Source organism: Nonomuraea sp. NPDC054003, assembly GCF_055585125.1.
The window spans coordinates 301745-315638 of the sequence record NZ_JBVJKR010000009.1 but is presented as its reverse complement, the minus strand read 5'-3'; the positions used below and the strand labels follow the sequence as shown (position 1 = coordinate 315638).

Here is a 13894-nt window from a genome sequence, read left to right as displayed (position 1 = left end):
ACTACGCCATCACGAGTATCCCAGCCGGGATCGGTCTCAAGGAGTGGCGGTGGACGGCGCGCCCGTGGGCGTCGGCTGCACGCGCTTGACGAGCTCGACCGGCGGGGTCTGGGTGTTCTGCCCGACGCCGGATACGGCGAAGAACGTGCCGAGCGCCACGGCCGCCGACACGACGCTGACCGCGACGTACGTGCCGCGCCTAGTCGCGCGGCCAGGGCCCGAGGAGGCGCCACCAGTGCCGTTCCTTCGGGGCCGGTTGTCCAAAGGGGCGATGCTGTGCGGCCCCGGGATGGGCACCCCTCCGAACGTACGCGTAGGGAAAGGCCGCTCCCTGGGCGGCAGCGGACCGCCGGGCTCGGCCATGCGCAGCAGCGACATGGTGAGGTCCGCGGGCAGCGCGGGGGTCTCCAGCGAGCGCAGGCGGGACTTGAGCGCCCGCACCGACTCCACTTCTCTCCTGCAGTCGGCGCAGAACGTCAGGTGGGCCAGCGCGCGCTCTCGCTCGGCGTGATTGAGTTCGCCGTCGACGAGCGCGGATATGCGTTCTTCAAGGTGAGCCATGTCAGACTTCCTCCCCACGGGTTACGGTCGGGGGGAGTTGGGAATTACGGGGTGCCCGATGTTCGAGCGCCTCGCGCAACTGTGCCCGGCCACGGTGAATCCGGCTTCTGACCGTTCCCAGCTTGACGCCGAGCGTGGCCGCGATCTCTTCGTAGGACAATCCCTCGATGTCACACAGCACGATCGCCGCCCGGAACTCGGGTGCGAGCGCGTCGAGAGCGGCCTGGATGTCAGGCTCCAGGTGAGCGTCGTGCAGGGCCTGCGCCGGCGACGGCTCCCGGCCGCGAAGCCGCTCGGCCGCGTCGTCGGCCAGTCCCTCGAACCTGATGCGCTGCTTGCGCCGCGCCATGTCGAGGAACAGGTTGGTCGTGATCCGGTGCAGCCAGCCCTCGAACGTGCCGGGGGTGTAACTGGACAAAGATCGGAAGACCCGGACGAAGACCTCCTGGGTCAGATCCTCCGCGTCGTGGACGTTGCCGGTGAGACGGTACGCCAGCCGGTAGACACGCGCGGAGTGGGTCCGCACCACTTCCTCCCAGGTGGGAGGGGTCCATTCCGGTTCGGGGACCATGCCGGGGACATCGGACAACGGAGTATCGGCCTGGTGGTCACTTTCGTCCACCAGCACTCCTCTCTCTGGGACCACCGCTACCGTCATAGTGCCTGGTTTTGTCCCTTCGTGCGCACTCACTGCCATCCGGACCGGCAAAGCCCGTTTAAACCTGCAACGCCTCGAGGCCCTCCTGAGTTCCCGTCCCGGCACTACTCCCCTAGGCTGCGATCGGTGACCAATCGCACGAAAGTGGGGGGAGGAGGCCGATGACCAGTCCGTTGGAGGCCACTCTGGCCTATGCGGAGCAGTTTCATCACGAGGATGAGATCCTGCACGCGGCGCGGCAGCGCGGGCTGGAGATGGGTGCCCCGCCCATCCTTCCCGGCGGCGGCGCGGCGCTCCGCTTCCTCGCCACCGCGATCAACGCCAAGTCGGTGGTCGAGGTCGGCACCGGCTGCGGCGTCTCGGGGCTGTGGCTGCTGCGGGGCATGCGCGCCGACGGCACGCTCACGAGCGTCGACGTCGAGCCCGAGCACCAGCGGCTCGCCCGGCAGGCGTTCGCGGAGGCGGGCTTCTCGGGCGGCCGGGTGCGGCTGATCACCGGGCGGGCGCTCGACGTGCTGCCGCGGCTCTCCGACGGCGGCTACGACCTGGTCTTCGCCGACGCGGCCAAGCAGGAGTACGCCGACTATCTCTCCGAGGCGATCCGCCTGCTCCGCGTCGGCGGCATCGTGGCCTTCGACAACGTGCTCTGGCACCACCGGGTGGCCGACCCCGCCCAGCGCGACCCCGACACCGTGTCGCTGCGCGAGCTGGGCAAGCTCGTGCAGGCCGACGACCGGCTGCGGTCGGTGCTCATACCGCTCGGCGACGGCCTGCTGGCCGCGGTCAAGGTCTCCGGCTGAGGCGCGTCACAGCCCGGACAGCCACTCCAGCAGCACGCGCACGCCGAACCCGGTGGCGCCCTTGGTCAGGAGCCCTTCGTCGACCGTGCTCCGCCCCACCCCGGCGATGTCGAGGTGGGCCCACGGCCGGTCGCCGGCGAACTCGCGCAGGAACAGCGCGGCCGTGATCGAACCGGCGCCGTAACGGGAGCCGATCTCGACGTTGGCCAGATCGGCCACCGGCGACTCCAGCGCCCCGGCGTAGTCGTCGATCAGCGGCAGCCGCCACAGCCGGTCGCCGCTGGCCTCCCCGGCCTCCAGCAGCCGCTTGGCCAGCTCGTCGTCGGAGGCGTAGAGGCCGCCGCGGTGGCGGCCGAGCGCGACGGTGACGGCGCCGGTGAGCGTGGCGACGTCGACGACCACGTCGGGGTCGAGCCGGGCGTCGGCGTAGGCGAGCGCGTCGGCCAGCACCAGGCGCCCCTCGGCGTCGGTGTTGAGCACCTCGACGGTGCGCCCGCCGTACGGTCTGATCACGTCGCCGGGGCGCTGGGCCGTGCCGGACGGCATGTTCTCGGCGGCGGCCACCAGGCCCGTCACCCGGATCGGGAGGCCGAGCCGGGCCAGCGCGCCCATCACGGCGATCACCACGGCGCCGCCGGCCATGTCGGTCTTCTGCGTCTTCATGTTCTCGGTGGGCTTGAGCGACAGCCCGCCCGAGTCGAAGGTGATGCCCTTGCCGACCAGCACCACGTGGCGCTCGGCGGGCTCGTCGGGAGTGTAGGAGAGCTGGATGAGCCGCGGCGGGCGGGCCGAGCCGCGGCCGACGGCCAGGAGGCCGCCGAACCCCTCGGCCTGGAGCTGCTCCTCGTCCCAGACGCGAATCGGAACGCCCTGCTCGGCGGCCCGCTCGGCCAGCCACGACGGGCCCTTGACCGACGACGGCATGTTGGCCAGGTCGCGGGCCAGCGCGACGGCCCGCGCCACGCTCTCGCCCCTGCGGACCTGCTCCTCGTCGGCGCCGACGAAGGTGATCGCGCCCACCGGCCGCTTGCCCGCCGAACCGATCTTGAACGAGTAGGCGGCCAGCAGCGCGGCCTCGGCGAAGGCCCGCGGGTCGCCCTCGGGCGTGACCACGGCCAGCGACTCCTTGCCGCGGGCGCGGCGGGTCAGCGTGGCCGCGGCCTTGCGCAGGGCTCGCGGAGATCCGTCGCCCACCCCGTAGAGGAGGACGCGGCCGACGCCGTCGCCCCTGGCCACCGGGACCTCGACGACCTCGCCCGCTTCTCCCTCGGCCTCGTAGTGCGCGAGCAGCCCGGCGACCGGCACGTGCAGGTCGAGCTGGAGCGCCGGGGCGAGCGCGGAGTCGTAGGGGACGGCCAGCAGCGGGGCGTCGTCGGGAACCTGGGCGACCACCGAGGCAGCGGTCTCGATCGGCACGTTCTCTCCTCATACGTCGGCGACCCTGGCACGCGGGTGCACGCCAGGGCCGTGGGGTGAAGATCGGTCGGAAGCTCTAGCCGACGACGTTCTTCAACGCTTCGCCGAGAGCCTTGGCCTCGTCCGCGGAGATCTCCACGACGAGCCGTCCGCCCCCCTCCAGGGGGACCCGCATGACAATGCCGCGCCCTTCCTTGGTGACCTCGAGCGGACCATCGCCGGTCCGCGGCTTCATCGCCGCCATGCGTGCATCCCTTCCTGCCTTGGGCTCCCGCGGCCCGCGATCTCCGACCTCCGACCTCCCGAAACGGGTGGTCGGCGTATTCACGTCTTCTGTGATGTCCTATTCTCCCGCATCGAGAGCCCTCATGGGTAACGATCTCCTCCCAGAATGCGTTGTCGAGCGGGGCGAAGCCCTCCAAACTGGACTTCGTGCACGCACGCGCCGCTCTGTTCGACCTGTATGGAGACCACCTGCGCTCTCGCGGTGGGCAGGCGTCCGTGGCCGCTCTCGTCCGATTGATGAAACCCCTGGAAATCGCCGCACCGGCCGTGCGTACAGCCGTTTCCCGCATGGTCAGGCAGGGCTGGCTGCGGCCGGTCCGGCTGCCGCGCGGGCCCGGCTACGGTCTCACCCCGAAGTGCGTCAGACGGCTGGATGAGGCGGCGCTGAGAATTTACCGAGCCGGAACCTTGAGCTGGAACAGCCGCTGGCACCTGATCGTGTTCCCGCCCGTCAAGGAACGGCCGCGCCGCGAGCGGATCAGGATCACGCTGGCCTTCCTCGGCTACGCGGCGCTTTCCGAGAGCACCTGGATCGGCCCGCGTTCCTCCGCCGAGCTGGACCACCTGCTGGAGAGCGAGGGAGTGCGGGCCGATAGGTTCGAGGCGGCACTGGAGGGAGACCCGCGCGAGCTGGTGGCGCGGGCCTGGGATCTGGACGCCATCGGCGAGGCCTACGAGCAGTGGCACGCCGAGGCCGACACACTGATCACCGCCCTGCCCGCCCAGGCCAGGCCCGACCTAGTCTTCGCGACAAGGAGCAAGCTCGTGCACGGATGGCGGAACTTCCTGTTCCGTGACCCCGGCCTGCCGCCCGAGCTGCTGCCCGCGGGCTGGCCGGGTGAGAAGGCCAGGGCGTTCTTCGAGCAGGAGGCAGCCCGGCTGCTGCCCGCAGCCGCCGCGTTCGTCGACAGGGAGTTGCATTGATCCGTTATGACGTGGCCGACGCCGTCGCCACCATCACGCTCGACCGGCCCGACGCGATGAACTCGCTGACGGCGGAGGTCAAGACCGCCTTGCTGGACGCGCTGCGGCGGGCGGCGGCCGACCCCGGCGTGCGCGCCGTCCTGCTCACCGGCTCGGGCCGGGCCTTCTGCGCGGGGCAGGACCTGCGCGAGCACGCCGCCAACCTGGAGGCCGGCCGCGGCCTGGACAACACGGTGCGCGAGCACTACAACCCGATCATCGAGCTGATCACCACGATGGACCAGCCGGTCGTCGCGGCGGTCAACGGGGTGGCCGCGGGCGCGGGCGCCGCCCTCGCCTTCGCCTGCGACCTGCGGATCGCCTCGGAGAAGGCCAAGTTCGCACTGGCGTTCGCGGGCATCGGGCTGGCGCCCGACTCGGGCGCCTCGTGGACGCTGCAGCGCCTGGTCGGCCTGGGCCGGGCGACCGAGCTGATGCTGCTCGGCGAGCCCGTCACCGCCGCCCGCGCGCTGGAGCTCGGCATGGTCACCCGCGTGGTGCCCGCCGACGACGTGCTCAAGACCGCGCACGAGCTGGCCGTACGGCTCGCGCAGGGGCCGACGAAGGCCTACGGCGCCACCAAGCGGGCGCTGGCCCACGCCGCCGCGCGTCCGCTGCCCGAGGCTCTGGCGCTGGAGGCCGACCTGCAGGACGCGTGCGCGGCCACCGACGACCACCTGCGGGCCACGGCGTCGTTCCTGGCCAAGGAGCAGCCGGTCTTCCACGGCCGCTGACGGCGCGCGGGCTCAGGCCCGCGCCACGCAGCCCTTGATGTGATCGTTGACCAGCCCGATCGCCTGCATCAGCGCGTACGAGGTGGTCGGGCCGACGAACCTGAACCCGTGGCTCTTCAGCTCCTTGGCCAGCGCCTTGGACGCGGGGGTCACGGCGGGCACGTCGGCCATGGTCGCGGGCACCGGCGCGGACGGGTCGGCATATTTCCAGACCAGGTCGGATAGGCCGCCCGGCACCTCCATCGCCGCCCTGGCGTTGGCGACCGTGGCCTCGATCTTGGCCCGGTTACGGACGATGCCCACGTCGGCGAGCAGCCGCCGCACGTCGTCCTCGGTGTACGCGGCCACCTTGGTGATGGCGAAGCCGTCGAAGGCCGCACGGAAGTTCTCCCGCTTGCGCAGGATCGTCAGCCACGACAGGCCCGACTGGAACGCCTCCAGCGTCACCCGCTCGAAGACCCGGTCGTCGCCCCGCACCGGGCGGCCCCACTCCTCGTCGTGGTAGGCGAGGTAGAGCGGGTCGGCCATGCCCGCCCACGAGCAGCGGATCACCTCGCTCACGCCCGCCCGTCCCCCTCCTTGCCGCCGTCTTCGCCGCCGGTCTTGTCCCCGCCGCCGTCGCCGTCTTTTCCGCCGAAGACCCGCACCAGCTCGCCTGCGTCGCCGGACCCCTCGGAAGACCGTCGCCGTGTCTCGTCGCCCGTCTCGTCCCGGTCCGCCGAGCTCTGCTCGGCCTCGTCCCGCTCCGCCAGACCCTGCTCGGTCTCAGACCGTTCAGACTCGTCCCGCTCCGCCGGGCTCTGCTCGGTCTCGGGGTCTTCGGGCTCGTCGTGTTCGGATGATGCGGCGAGGTCCTGGCCGTCGGGACCCACCCAGGAGACCGGCTCGTGCTCGACGCCGGCCGGCGCCTCCAGCGCGGACGGGGGCACGTGACCGTTGGACGGCGGGCCGCTCTCGGCGGTCAGCGCGAGGGGCGAGGCGGGCGGCTCGTGCTCGGTGCGCGGCCCGTTGCCCGGCGCGGCGTAGACCTCCTGGCGGGCGTAGAGCCTGCTCGACAGCAGCTCCGACACCCGCTGCTCCAGGATCGCGATCCTGGTGTCACGCGCGCTGATGGCGTTGGCCATCCGGCGCAGTGACTCGTCGACGCTCTGCGTGTGGTAACCGATGAGGTTGACCGGCAACTGCAACGCCAGGACGTCGACCGCCGCGAGATTGCCCGCCTCGGGAAGGTTGAGCGGCGGCACGTCCGGCGGGAACTCGGTCAGCTCACCGCCCTTGCCCAGGGACACCAGAACCACGCCGGCCAGGATGGCGAGCGCGGCGATGGCGAGGATGACCAGCAGCACATTGGCATCGTACTCATACCACCGGGGCACGAGTCCCGCACTTGCCCCACCCGGTGCGCAGCCGGACGCTCAGTCGACGGCCTCGCTCAGCTCCTCCACGCTCGGCCGGACGGGCTGCGCGCGGGCTTCGAGATGGGCCAGCGCCTCGTCGACCGTGGTGGTCCAGGAGATGGCGTCGAAGACGCCGGCGCGGGTGAACCCGGCGTCGTACATGCCGCTGACCAGGTCCCTGAGCGGCCGGTAGAGCCCCCAGGGATCGAGGATCACCAGGGGACGGTCGTGGATCCCGAGCACCCTGGCCGTCCAGATCTCGAACAGCTCCTCCAGCGTGCCGATGCCGCCGGGCAGCACCAGAAAGGCGTCGGACCTGGCGTCCATCTGGCCCTTGCGCTCGCGCATGTCGGCCGTGACGATCAGCTCGTCGGAATCCTCGTCGGCGATCTCGATCTCGACGAGGACCTGGGGGATGACGCCGATCGTGCGGCCGCCGGCGGCGCGGGCCGCCCTGGTGACCTCGCCCATGCAGGAGACGGTCGCGCCGCCGCTCACCAGGGTGTGGCCGCGCCGGGCCAGCTCACCCCCCACCTCGGCCGCCAGGTGGAGGTACTTGTCGTCGATGTGCCGGCTTGAGGCGCAGAAGACGCAGATGTTCACGGAGAGCCAGCCTATTGCGGCTCGGCCACCTGCGCCCTGACGGACTCCTCCTCGTCCTCCCGCCGGCGCGACCGGTTCAGCTCGGAGTCGGTGATGATCCGCACCGCCTCGTCGACGTCGTCGGTGACCGTGATCAGGTCGAGGTCGTGGGGGGCGATCTTGCCGGTGCCGCACAGCTGGCTCTTGACCCAGTCGAGCAGCCCGCCCCAGAACTCCGAGCCCATCAGCACCACGGGGAAGCTGGTGACCTTGTGGGTCTGGACCAGGGTGAGCGCCTCGAACAGTTCGTCGAGCGTGCCGAACCCGCCCGGCAGCGCGATGAACCCGCACGAGTACTTCACGAACATGGTCTTGCGTACGAAGAAGTAGCGGAACTCGATGCCGAGGTCCACGTAGTCGTTCATACGCTGCTCGAACGGCAGCTCGATGCCGAGCCCGACCGACACGCCGCCGTCGACCTCGGTGGCGCCCCGGTTGGCCGCCTCCATGACGCCGGGCCCGCCCCCGGTGATCACCGCGAAACCGGCCTGCGCCAGCGCCCTGCCGAGCTCCCGGCCCACCTTGTACTCCGTCGAGTCGGCGGGAGTCCTGGCCGAGCCGAACACGGTGACCGCGCGGGGGAGCTCGGCCAGCTGGCCGAAGCCCTCGACGAACTCCGCCTGGATCCGCAGCACGCGCCACGGGTCCTGGTGCACCCAGTCGGCGGGCCCCTGACGGGCCAGCAGCCTCTGGTCATGGGTCGACTCGGGCACCAGGTTGCCGCGCACCACCGCCTGGCCTTGCCGCCGTTCGCGGCGATTCGCTCTCATACGGACCACGCTATCCCTCAACAGTTCGCTGGATGTCCGGTATCTGCCTACCCTGCGGGGACGGGGCCGGGATGCCGCCAGGAAGGCCGCCGGAAGAATCTTGAAAAACTTCCCGGGAAACCTGGAACCAGATTTCGCGACCCCTGCGTCTAACCGGCGAGGGTGCTGCTCGGGACTGAAAGTGGCTCTCCCCGTCAAATGGCCGGCGAGGAGAGCCACTTTCACTGTTTCCGGCCCCCGGTGAGCCAGGCGCGCATCGCCCGCTCGCCCTCCACGATCTTCTCCAGCGTCACGTACTCGCCCTGCTGGTGTGCCAGATTGGGGTCGCCGGGGCCGTAGTTGACGGCCGGGACGCCCAGGTCGGAGAAGCGCGCCACGTCGGTCCAGCCCAGCTTGGCCCGCGGCGTGCCGCCGACGGCGGCGGTGAAGGCGGCGGCCACCGGATGGGTCAGGCCAGGCCGCGCCCCGGGCGCCGCGTCCACGAACGCGACCTCGTACGCGTCGAACACCTCGCGCACGTGCGCCCGCGCCCGCTCGACCGTCAGGTCGGGGGCGAAGCGGTAGTTGACGGTGACCACGCACTCGTCGGGGATGACGTTGCCGGCGACGCCGCCGCGCACGCCGACCGCGTTCAGCCCTTCGTGGTACTCCAGCCCGTCGACCACCGGCCGCCGCGCCTCGTAGGCGTTCAGCCTAGCGAGCACCGGCTCGATGCCGTGGACGGCGTTGACCCCGAACCACGACCTGGCGCTGTGGGCGCGCTTGCCGGTGACCCGGATCTCGGCGCGCAGCGTGCCCTGGCAGCCGCCCTCGATGACGCCGTCGGTCGGCTCCATCAGCACGGCGAAGTCGGCCGCCAGCCAGCCGGGGTGCTCGCGGGCGACCCGGGTGAGCCCGTTGCGCGCGGCCTCGATCTCCTCGCAGTCGTAGAAGACGTACGTGACGTCGCGCACCGGGTCGGGCACCGTGGCCGCCAGCTTCAGCGCGACGGCCACCCCGGCCTTCATGTCGGAGGTGCCGCAGCCGTAGAGCAGGCCGTCCTCGACCCGGCTGGGCAGGTTGCCGGCGACGGGCACCGTGTCGAGGTGACCGGCGATCACCACCCGCTCGGCCCGGCCCAGCGTGGTGCGGGCCACGACGGTGTTGCCCGACCTGTCGACCTTCAGGTGCGGCAGCCCGGTCAGCGCCCGCTCGACCAGCCCGGCGAGGTGCTCCTCCGCGCCGCTCACGGACTCGATGTCGACGACGGCCGCCGTCAGCGTGCGGACGTCCTGCGTCAGGTCAAGCATCAGGTGTTCACTCCGTGTTCGCGCAGCACCTCGTTGAGCGCTGCCTTGTCGTGGCGCCGCCCCGGCTCCAGGCGCTTGAGCACCAGGACGCAGGGCAGCCCGAACGTCCCGCCGGGGTACTCCTTCTGGCGGGTGCCGCCCACCGCCACGCACCAGTCGGGGACGCGGCCGCGGGCCAGCTCCTCGCCGGTCTGGACGTCGACGACGGGCATGGACGCCGACAGGATCGTGCCGGCGCCGACGACGGCGCCGCGGCCCACCCGGGCGCCCTCCACGATCATCGCCCGGCTGCCGATCAGCGCGCCGTCCTCCACCACCACCGGCGCCGCGTTCGGCGGCTCCAGCACGCCGCCGATGCCGACCCCGCCGGACAGGTGGACGTCGGCGCCGATCTGGGCGCACGAGCCGACCGTGGCCCAGGTGTCGACCATGGTGCCCGGCCCGACGTAGGCGCCGGTGTTGACGAACGACGGCATCAGCACCACGCCCGGCGCCAGATAGGCGCCCCAGCGGACGATCGCGCCCGGCACCACCCTGACCCCGTCGAAGGAGGTCTTCAGCGGCACCCTGTCGTGGTGGTGGAAGTCGCCCACCTGCGACCTGGCCATGCCGAGCACCTTGAACGCCAGCAGGATCGCCCGCCTGGCCCGCTCGTCCACGACCACCTCGTCACCCGACGGCCACGCCACCCGCGCCTGCCCCCGGTCGAGCAGGTCCACGGCGGCCACCACCGCGGCGCGAGCCTCCGCGTCGGCCGGTGACAGCTCGGCGCGCCGCGCCCACAACCGGTCGATCGCCGGTGACAGGGTGCTCACTTCGGTCATGGCCACGGAGCCTATCCCGCCGGGTAGGTTCTACAGCGTGCACCTGCGCTTCTCACGGGGAGTCATCACCATCGCGGCGATCGTGCTGATCCTCGCGGTGGGCATCTCCTTCGGCGTCTACCAGTTGCTCAAGCGGGCGCCCAAGCCCCTGGCCGTCCCCGAGGCCCACTGCGTCGTGCGCACCCCCGGCGGCGATCGGGAGATGGACATCGAGCAGGCCCGGATCGCGGCCACCATCGCGGCCGTGGCCGCCCGGCGCAAGCTGCCGGAGCGGGCCGTGGTGATCGCGTACGCGACGGCGCTGCAGGAGTCCAAGCTCTACAACCTCGACTACGGCGACCGCGACTCGGTCGGCGTGTTCCAGCAGCGCGAGTCGCAGGGGTGGGGCACCAAGAAACAGATCATGGACCCCGTCTACGCGACCGAACGCTTCTTCGCCGCCCTGGTCAAGGTCAAGGGCTACCGCAAGATGCCGGTCGCGGAGGCCGCCCAGGAGGTGCAGCGCTCGGCGGCCGGCTACGCCTACGGCCCCCACCAGGAGGAGGCCGAGATCCTCGCGGCGGCGTTCACCGGGCGCGTCCCGCGCGCCGTCCACTGCTGGTATCCGCCGGAGACGGGCCAGGCCGGCGATGCGCAGGCGAGCGGCGGCAAGGCGGGCGCCGAGCAGGCCGCCGCGCCCCGGCCCAAGACGGCCCAGGCCCGCCGCCAGCTCAAGCGGGCGCTCGGCAGCACCACCGTCACCGGCAGCAAGCGCGGCTGGCTGATCGCCGCCTGGTCGGTGGCGCACGCGCAGAAGTACGGGCTGAGCCGGGTGGAGTACGCCGGCGCCCGCTGGTCCAACGACACGCGGGTGGAAGGCTGGGTCGACGGCAGCGCGTCCGGCAGCCGGAAGGTCGAGCTGGCCTGACTAGGAGGAGGCGCGGCTGATGATGCCGATCGAGCCGGGCGGCAGCGGCTGCGCGTACGCTGCCGTCCACGCCTGGCCCTGCACCCGCTCGAACGACAGCAGCCGCCCGTCGGTCGACCGGTAGTCGGCGAAGTCGAGCAGCCCCCTGTCGGGCTTGCTCGTGCTGCCCTCCGACCGGAAGGCGGCGGTGCCCCGCTCCAGCGGGTGGAACTCGACGTCATCCATGATCAGGCTGCTCCGCGCCGGGACCATGCCCTGGGTGGGCACGTCGGTCCAGAGCAGCACCTCCAGGTGCGGCGGCTGGTCGGGGGTCTGGCCCTTGCGCATCTCGACCGTCAGCCACTGGACGCGGCGGGCGCCGTCGCGCAGGCGGTACTCGACCCACTGCTGGCCCTGCCACGACACGTACAGGGCGCCGAGCACGCGCACCGGCGACCCGAGAACCTCGATCTTGTCGCCGACCCTGAGCGTGCGCGGGTCGGTGTAGTCGATGCCGGCATGCCCGGCCGCCGCGACCGGCGCAGGTAGCGGGGGCTCGGCGGGAGCGACCTCGACCGGCTGCTCGACCGCCGTGCGGTCCTTCCTGTCCTGGCGCAGGGTGGCCAGGAACGCCCCAAGCAGGAGGAGGACGGTGGCGATGCTCAGCCCGAGAACGACCATGGAGGTCATGCTCATCGTACGGCTCGCTCCACTCGCGGTTCGCCTCGGCGAACGCCCGGTATCTACTTGTGTTGCTGTTTATCCGGCTCGCCCCTTCCGACGACGGGAGGGGCGTTTGAGGGGCGATCCTACTGGAGGCGGCGCACTGCCGCATCGATGCGTTCATCAGTGGCCGTGAGCGCGACCCGGATGTGCCGCCCACCTGCCGGTCCGTAGAACTCACCGGGCGCGACCAGAATGCCGGTTTCGGAAAGCTTGCCGACCTGATCCCAGCAGTTCCGGCCGTCGGACGCCCACAGGTAGAGCCCGGCCTCGGAGTGGTCGACGCGCCAGCCGGCCCGTTCCAGCGCCGGACGCAGCAGGGCGCGGCGCGCGGCGTAGCGCTCGCGCTGCTCGTCGGCGTGGCGGTCGTCGCCCAGCGCGGCGGTCATCGCCGCCTGCGCGGGCTCGGGCATCAGCATGCCGGCGTGCTTGCGGATCTCCAGCAGGCGCTTGATCAGCGCGGGGTCGCCGGTGACGAAACCGGTGCGGTATCCGGCCATGTTGGACCGCTTCGACAGCGAGTGGACGGCGAGCAGGCCCTCGTGGGACCCCTCGCACACGTCCGGGTGCAGGATCGACACCGGACGCTCCTCCCAGCCGAGCTCGATGTAGCACTCGTCGGAGGCGACGATCGCGCCGCGCTCGCGCGCCCAGGCCACCACCTTGCGGAGGTGCTCCACGGGGAGCACCTTGCCGGTCGGGTTGCCCGGCGAGTTGACCCAGACGAGGTCGGCCTGCTGCGGGCCGAGCGCGAGCAGCCCGTCGGCGGCCGTGCCCGCGGCCCCCGCCAGCCTGGCCCCCACGTCGTAGGTGGGATAGGCCAGCTCGGGGAAGACCACCCGCTTGGCGCCGAGATAGGTCGGCAGCCAGGCGACGAACTCCTTGGAGCCGATCACCGGCAGCACGTCGCGCTGGTCGACCCGTACGCCGTGCCTGCGCGCCAGCCAGCCCGCGGCCGCCTGCCGCAGCGCCTGGGTCCCGTGGGTGAAGGGGTAGCCGGGGCTGTCGGCCGCCCGGGACAGCGCTTCCTGGACGAGCCCCGGCACCGGGTCCACGGGAGTGCCGACCGAGAGGTCGACGATGCCGCCGGGGTGCGCGCGGGCGCGCTCCTTGTACGGCTCCAGCCGGTCCCAGGGGAAGTCAGGCAGCTTGTTCACGGTTCTCCAGGCTCATACGTACGGGCTGGGACCGCGCACCCGCACGGCGGGCACGCGGCGCGTGCGGCAACGGCCTGCCGCCCCGCCGTGTGAGCGGCCCGCGCGCGGGCCGCTCCGGTTACTCGCTCTGCGGCGGGAGCGCCGCCACGACCGGGTGGTCCTTTTCGATCTTGCCGACCTTGGACGCGCCACCGGGCGATCCGAGGTCCTCGAAGAAGTCCACGTTGGCCTTGTAGAAGTCCTTCCACTGCTCGGGAAGGTCGTCCTCGTAGAAAATCGCCTCGACCGGGCACACAGGCTCGCACGCTCCGCAGTCGACGCACTCGTCGGGGTGGATGTAAAGCATGCGCTCGCCCTCGTAGATGCAATCGACGGGGCACTCCTCGATGCACGCCTTGTCCAGGACGTCCACGCAAGGCTGCGCGATGACGTAGGTCACCTCGAGCTCCTTCTTCTCCGCACCATGGCATGACTCTGACCGCGGTTTGCTACGCCCTAGTATTGCCGTGCCTGCCAGGCGACTGAAACGGAGGGTGGCAAACTCGTGGCCGCTCGCCTCGTGATCACTATCTCAGCATCCGACGTCGGAGCGCGCGTCACCACGCGCAGGCGGGTCCCGGAAGGGTTCAGAGACGCCGTCGGCATGCTCGAATCGTGGGAGGGCGGAGTGCTGCGCGTCCGCAAGCGCGACGGCACTCTCGTGGAGATCCCGGAGGAGACGCTGGTCGCGGGCAGGGTGGTTCCGGCCGCGCCTCCTCGACCTGGACGGAAGTAACGGTAAGTATTCAT

The 13894-nt window shown here is 71.5% G+C and carries 18 protein-coding genes; 5 read left to right on the top strand and 13 right to left on the bottom strand.

Features of this window, described 5'->3' with window-relative positions; genetic code table 11:
• Positions 1–36: 36 nt before the first annotated feature.
• Both ACZ6YG_RS25220 and sigE read right to left on the bottom strand, forming a co-directional pair.
• Positions 37–561 (bottom strand): anti-sigma factor family protein, encoded by a 525-nt coding sequence (locus ACZ6YG_RS25220; protein WP_148029255.1) that lies wholly within the window; start codon positions 559–561, stop codon positions 37–39.
• Position 562: 1 nt separating this feature from the next.
• Complete coding sequence (gene sigE, locus ACZ6YG_RS25215; protein WP_372452411.1) at positions 563–1132, bottom strand: RNA polymerase sigma factor SigE; 570 nt, start codon at positions 1130–1132, stop codon at positions 563–565.
• Positions 1133–1380: 248 nt separating this feature from the next.
• On the opposite strand from sigE, the gene ACZ6YG_RS25210 reads away from it, so the two are divergent.
• Positions 1381–2019 carry an O-methyltransferase gene (locus tag ACZ6YG_RS25210; protein ID WP_466019357.1) on the top strand — a complete coding sequence of 213 codons (639 nt, stop codon included), beginning with the start codon at positions 1381–1383 and terminating at the stop codon, positions 2017–2019.
• A 6-nt stretch (positions 2020–2025) separates the two neighbouring features.
• On the opposite strand, the gene ACZ6YG_RS25205 is transcribed toward ACZ6YG_RS25210, so the two are convergent.
• Together ACZ6YG_RS25205 and ACZ6YG_RS25200 are read right to left on the bottom strand one after the other, a co-directional pair.
• On the bottom strand, positions 2026–3435 hold the full coding sequence (locus tag ACZ6YG_RS25205) for a leucyl aminopeptidase (protein WP_397199164.1): 1410 nt from the start codon (positions 3433–3435) through the stop codon (positions 2026–2028).
• 76 nt (positions 3436–3511) lie between these two features.
• On the bottom strand, positions 3512–3679 hold the full coding sequence (locus tag ACZ6YG_RS25200; protein WP_020545024.1) for a DUF3117 domain-containing protein: 168 nt from the start codon (positions 3677–3679) through the stop codon (positions 3512–3514).
• A gap of 188 nt (positions 3680–3867) precedes the next feature.
• Here ACZ6YG_RS25200 and ACZ6YG_RS25195 point away from each other — a divergent pair, with 188 nt between their 5' ends.
• Positions 3868–4644 carry a PaaX family transcriptional regulator gene (locus ACZ6YG_RS25195; RefSeq protein ID WP_148029251.1) on the top strand — a complete coding sequence of 259 codons (777 nt, stop codon included), beginning with the start codon at positions 3868–3870 and terminating at the stop codon, positions 4642–4644.
• A complete protein-coding gene (locus ACZ6YG_RS25190; protein ID WP_148029250.1) occupies positions 4641–5417 on the top strand; it encodes an enoyl-CoA hydratase-related protein in 777 nt (258 codons plus the stop codon). The genes ACZ6YG_RS25195 and ACZ6YG_RS25190 overlap by 4 nt, the downstream gene beginning before the upstream one ends.
• Positions 5418–5429: 12 nt before the next feature.
• On the opposite strand, the gene ACZ6YG_RS25185 is transcribed toward ACZ6YG_RS25190, so the two are convergent.
• From ACZ6YG_RS25185 to ACZ6YG_RS25160, 6 genes are all read right to left on the bottom strand, one after another.
• The gene (locus tag ACZ6YG_RS25185) at positions 5430–5978 is read right to left on the bottom strand and encodes a DNA-3-methyladenine glycosylase I (RefSeq protein WP_148029249.1); all 549 of its coding nucleotides are present in this window, start codon (positions 5976–5978) and stop codon (positions 5430–5432) included.
• Entirely contained in the window at positions 5975–6763 is a 789-nt protein-coding gene (locus ACZ6YG_RS25180) for an ICP22 family protein (protein ID WP_148029248.1), read from the bottom strand. The genes ACZ6YG_RS25185 and ACZ6YG_RS25180 overlap by 4 nt, the downstream gene beginning before the upstream one ends.
• Before the next feature lie 69 nt (positions 6764–6832).
• Complete coding sequence (locus tag ACZ6YG_RS25175; RefSeq protein WP_466019356.1) at positions 6833–7417, bottom strand: LOG family protein; 585 nt, start codon at positions 7415–7417, stop codon at positions 6833–6835.
• A gap of 11 nt (positions 7418–7428) precedes the next feature.
• A complete protein-coding gene (locus ACZ6YG_RS25170; RefSeq protein ID WP_148029246.1) occupies positions 7429–8226 on the bottom strand; it encodes an LOG family protein in 798 nt (265 codons plus the stop codon).
• Between the two features lie 221 nt (positions 8227–8447).
• Positions 8448–9515 carry a succinyl-diaminopimelate desuccinylase gene (gene dapE / locus ACZ6YG_RS25165; RefSeq protein ID WP_466019355.1) on the bottom strand — a complete coding sequence of 356 codons (1068 nt, stop codon included), beginning with the start codon at positions 9513–9515 and terminating at the stop codon, positions 8448–8450.
• The gene (locus ACZ6YG_RS25160) at positions 9515–10345 is read right to left on the bottom strand and encodes a 2,3,4,5-tetrahydropyridine-2,6-dicarboxylate N-succinyltransferase (protein ID WP_372452409.1); all 831 of its coding nucleotides are present in this window, start codon (positions 10343–10345) and stop codon (positions 9515–9517) included. The genes dapE and ACZ6YG_RS25160 overlap by 1 nt, the downstream gene beginning before the upstream one ends.
• On the opposite strand from ACZ6YG_RS25160, the gene ACZ6YG_RS25155 reads away from it, so the two are divergent.
• On the top strand, positions 10338–11246 hold the full coding sequence (locus ACZ6YG_RS25155; RefSeq protein ID WP_271276307.1) for a hypothetical protein: 909 nt from the start codon (positions 10338–10340) through the stop codon (positions 11244–11246). The genes ACZ6YG_RS25160 and ACZ6YG_RS25155 overlap by 8 nt on opposite strands.
• Here ACZ6YG_RS25155 and ACZ6YG_RS25150 read toward each other — a convergent pair whose 3' ends face one another.
• From ACZ6YG_RS25150 to fdxA, 3 genes are all read right to left on the bottom strand, one after another.
• The gene (locus ACZ6YG_RS25150; protein WP_148029243.1) at positions 11247–11915 is read right to left on the bottom strand and encodes a DUF4178 domain-containing protein; all 669 of its coding nucleotides are present in this window, start codon (positions 11913–11915) and stop codon (positions 11247–11249) included.
• A gap of 119 nt (positions 11916–12034) precedes the next feature.
• Entirely contained in the window at positions 12035–13105 is a 1071-nt protein-coding gene (gene dapC / locus ACZ6YG_RS25145; RefSeq protein WP_219543997.1) for a succinyldiaminopimelate transaminase, read from the bottom strand.
• 118 nt (positions 13106–13223) lie between these two features.
• Positions 13224–13544, bottom strand: coding sequence for a ferredoxin (fdxA, locus tag ACZ6YG_RS25140; protein ID WP_148029241.1), 321 nt, complete (start codon positions 13542–13544; stop codon positions 13224–13226).
• Between the two features lie 105 nt (positions 13545–13649).
• On the opposite strand from fdxA, the gene ACZ6YG_RS25135 reads away from it, so the two are divergent.
• Positions 13650–13880: a putative acetyltransferase gene (locus ACZ6YG_RS25135; protein WP_466019354.1), complete on the top strand. Its 231-nt coding sequence runs from the start codon at positions 13650–13652 to the stop codon at positions 13878–13880.
• Positions 13881–13894 lie beyond the last annotated feature (14 nt).

Coding starts and splice junctions, on each gene's coding strand:
- ACZ6YG_RS25220 (WP_148029255.1), bottom strand. CDS start 561: ATGGCTCACCTTGAAGAACGCATATCCGCGCTCGTCGACGGCGAACTC.
- sigE (WP_372452411.1), bottom strand. CDS start 1,132: ATGGTCCCCGAACCGGAATGGACCCCTCCCACCTGGGAGGAAGTGGTG.
- ACZ6YG_RS25210 (WP_466019357.1), top strand. CDS start 1,381: ATGACCAGTCCGTTGGAGGCCACTCTGGCCTATGCGGAGCAGTTTCAT.
- ACZ6YG_RS25200 (WP_020545024.1), bottom strand. CDS start 3,679: ATGGCGGCGATGAAGCCGCGGACCGGCGATGGTCCGCTCGAGGTCACC.
- ACZ6YG_RS25170 (WP_148029246.1), bottom strand. CDS start 8,226: ATGAGAGCGAATCGCCGCGAACGGCGGCAAGGCCAGGCGGTGGTGCGC.
- dapE (WP_466019355.1), bottom strand. CDS start 9,515: ATGCTTGACCTGACGCAGGACGTCCGCACGCTGACGGCGGCCGTCGTC.
- ACZ6YG_RS25155 (WP_271276307.1), top strand. CDS start 10,338: ATGGCCACGGAGCCTATCCCGCCGGGTAGGTTCTACAGCGTGCACCTG.
- ACZ6YG_RS25150 (WP_148029243.1), bottom strand. CDS start 11,915: ATGACCTCCATGGTCGTTCTCGGGCTGAGCATCGCCACCGTCCTCCTC.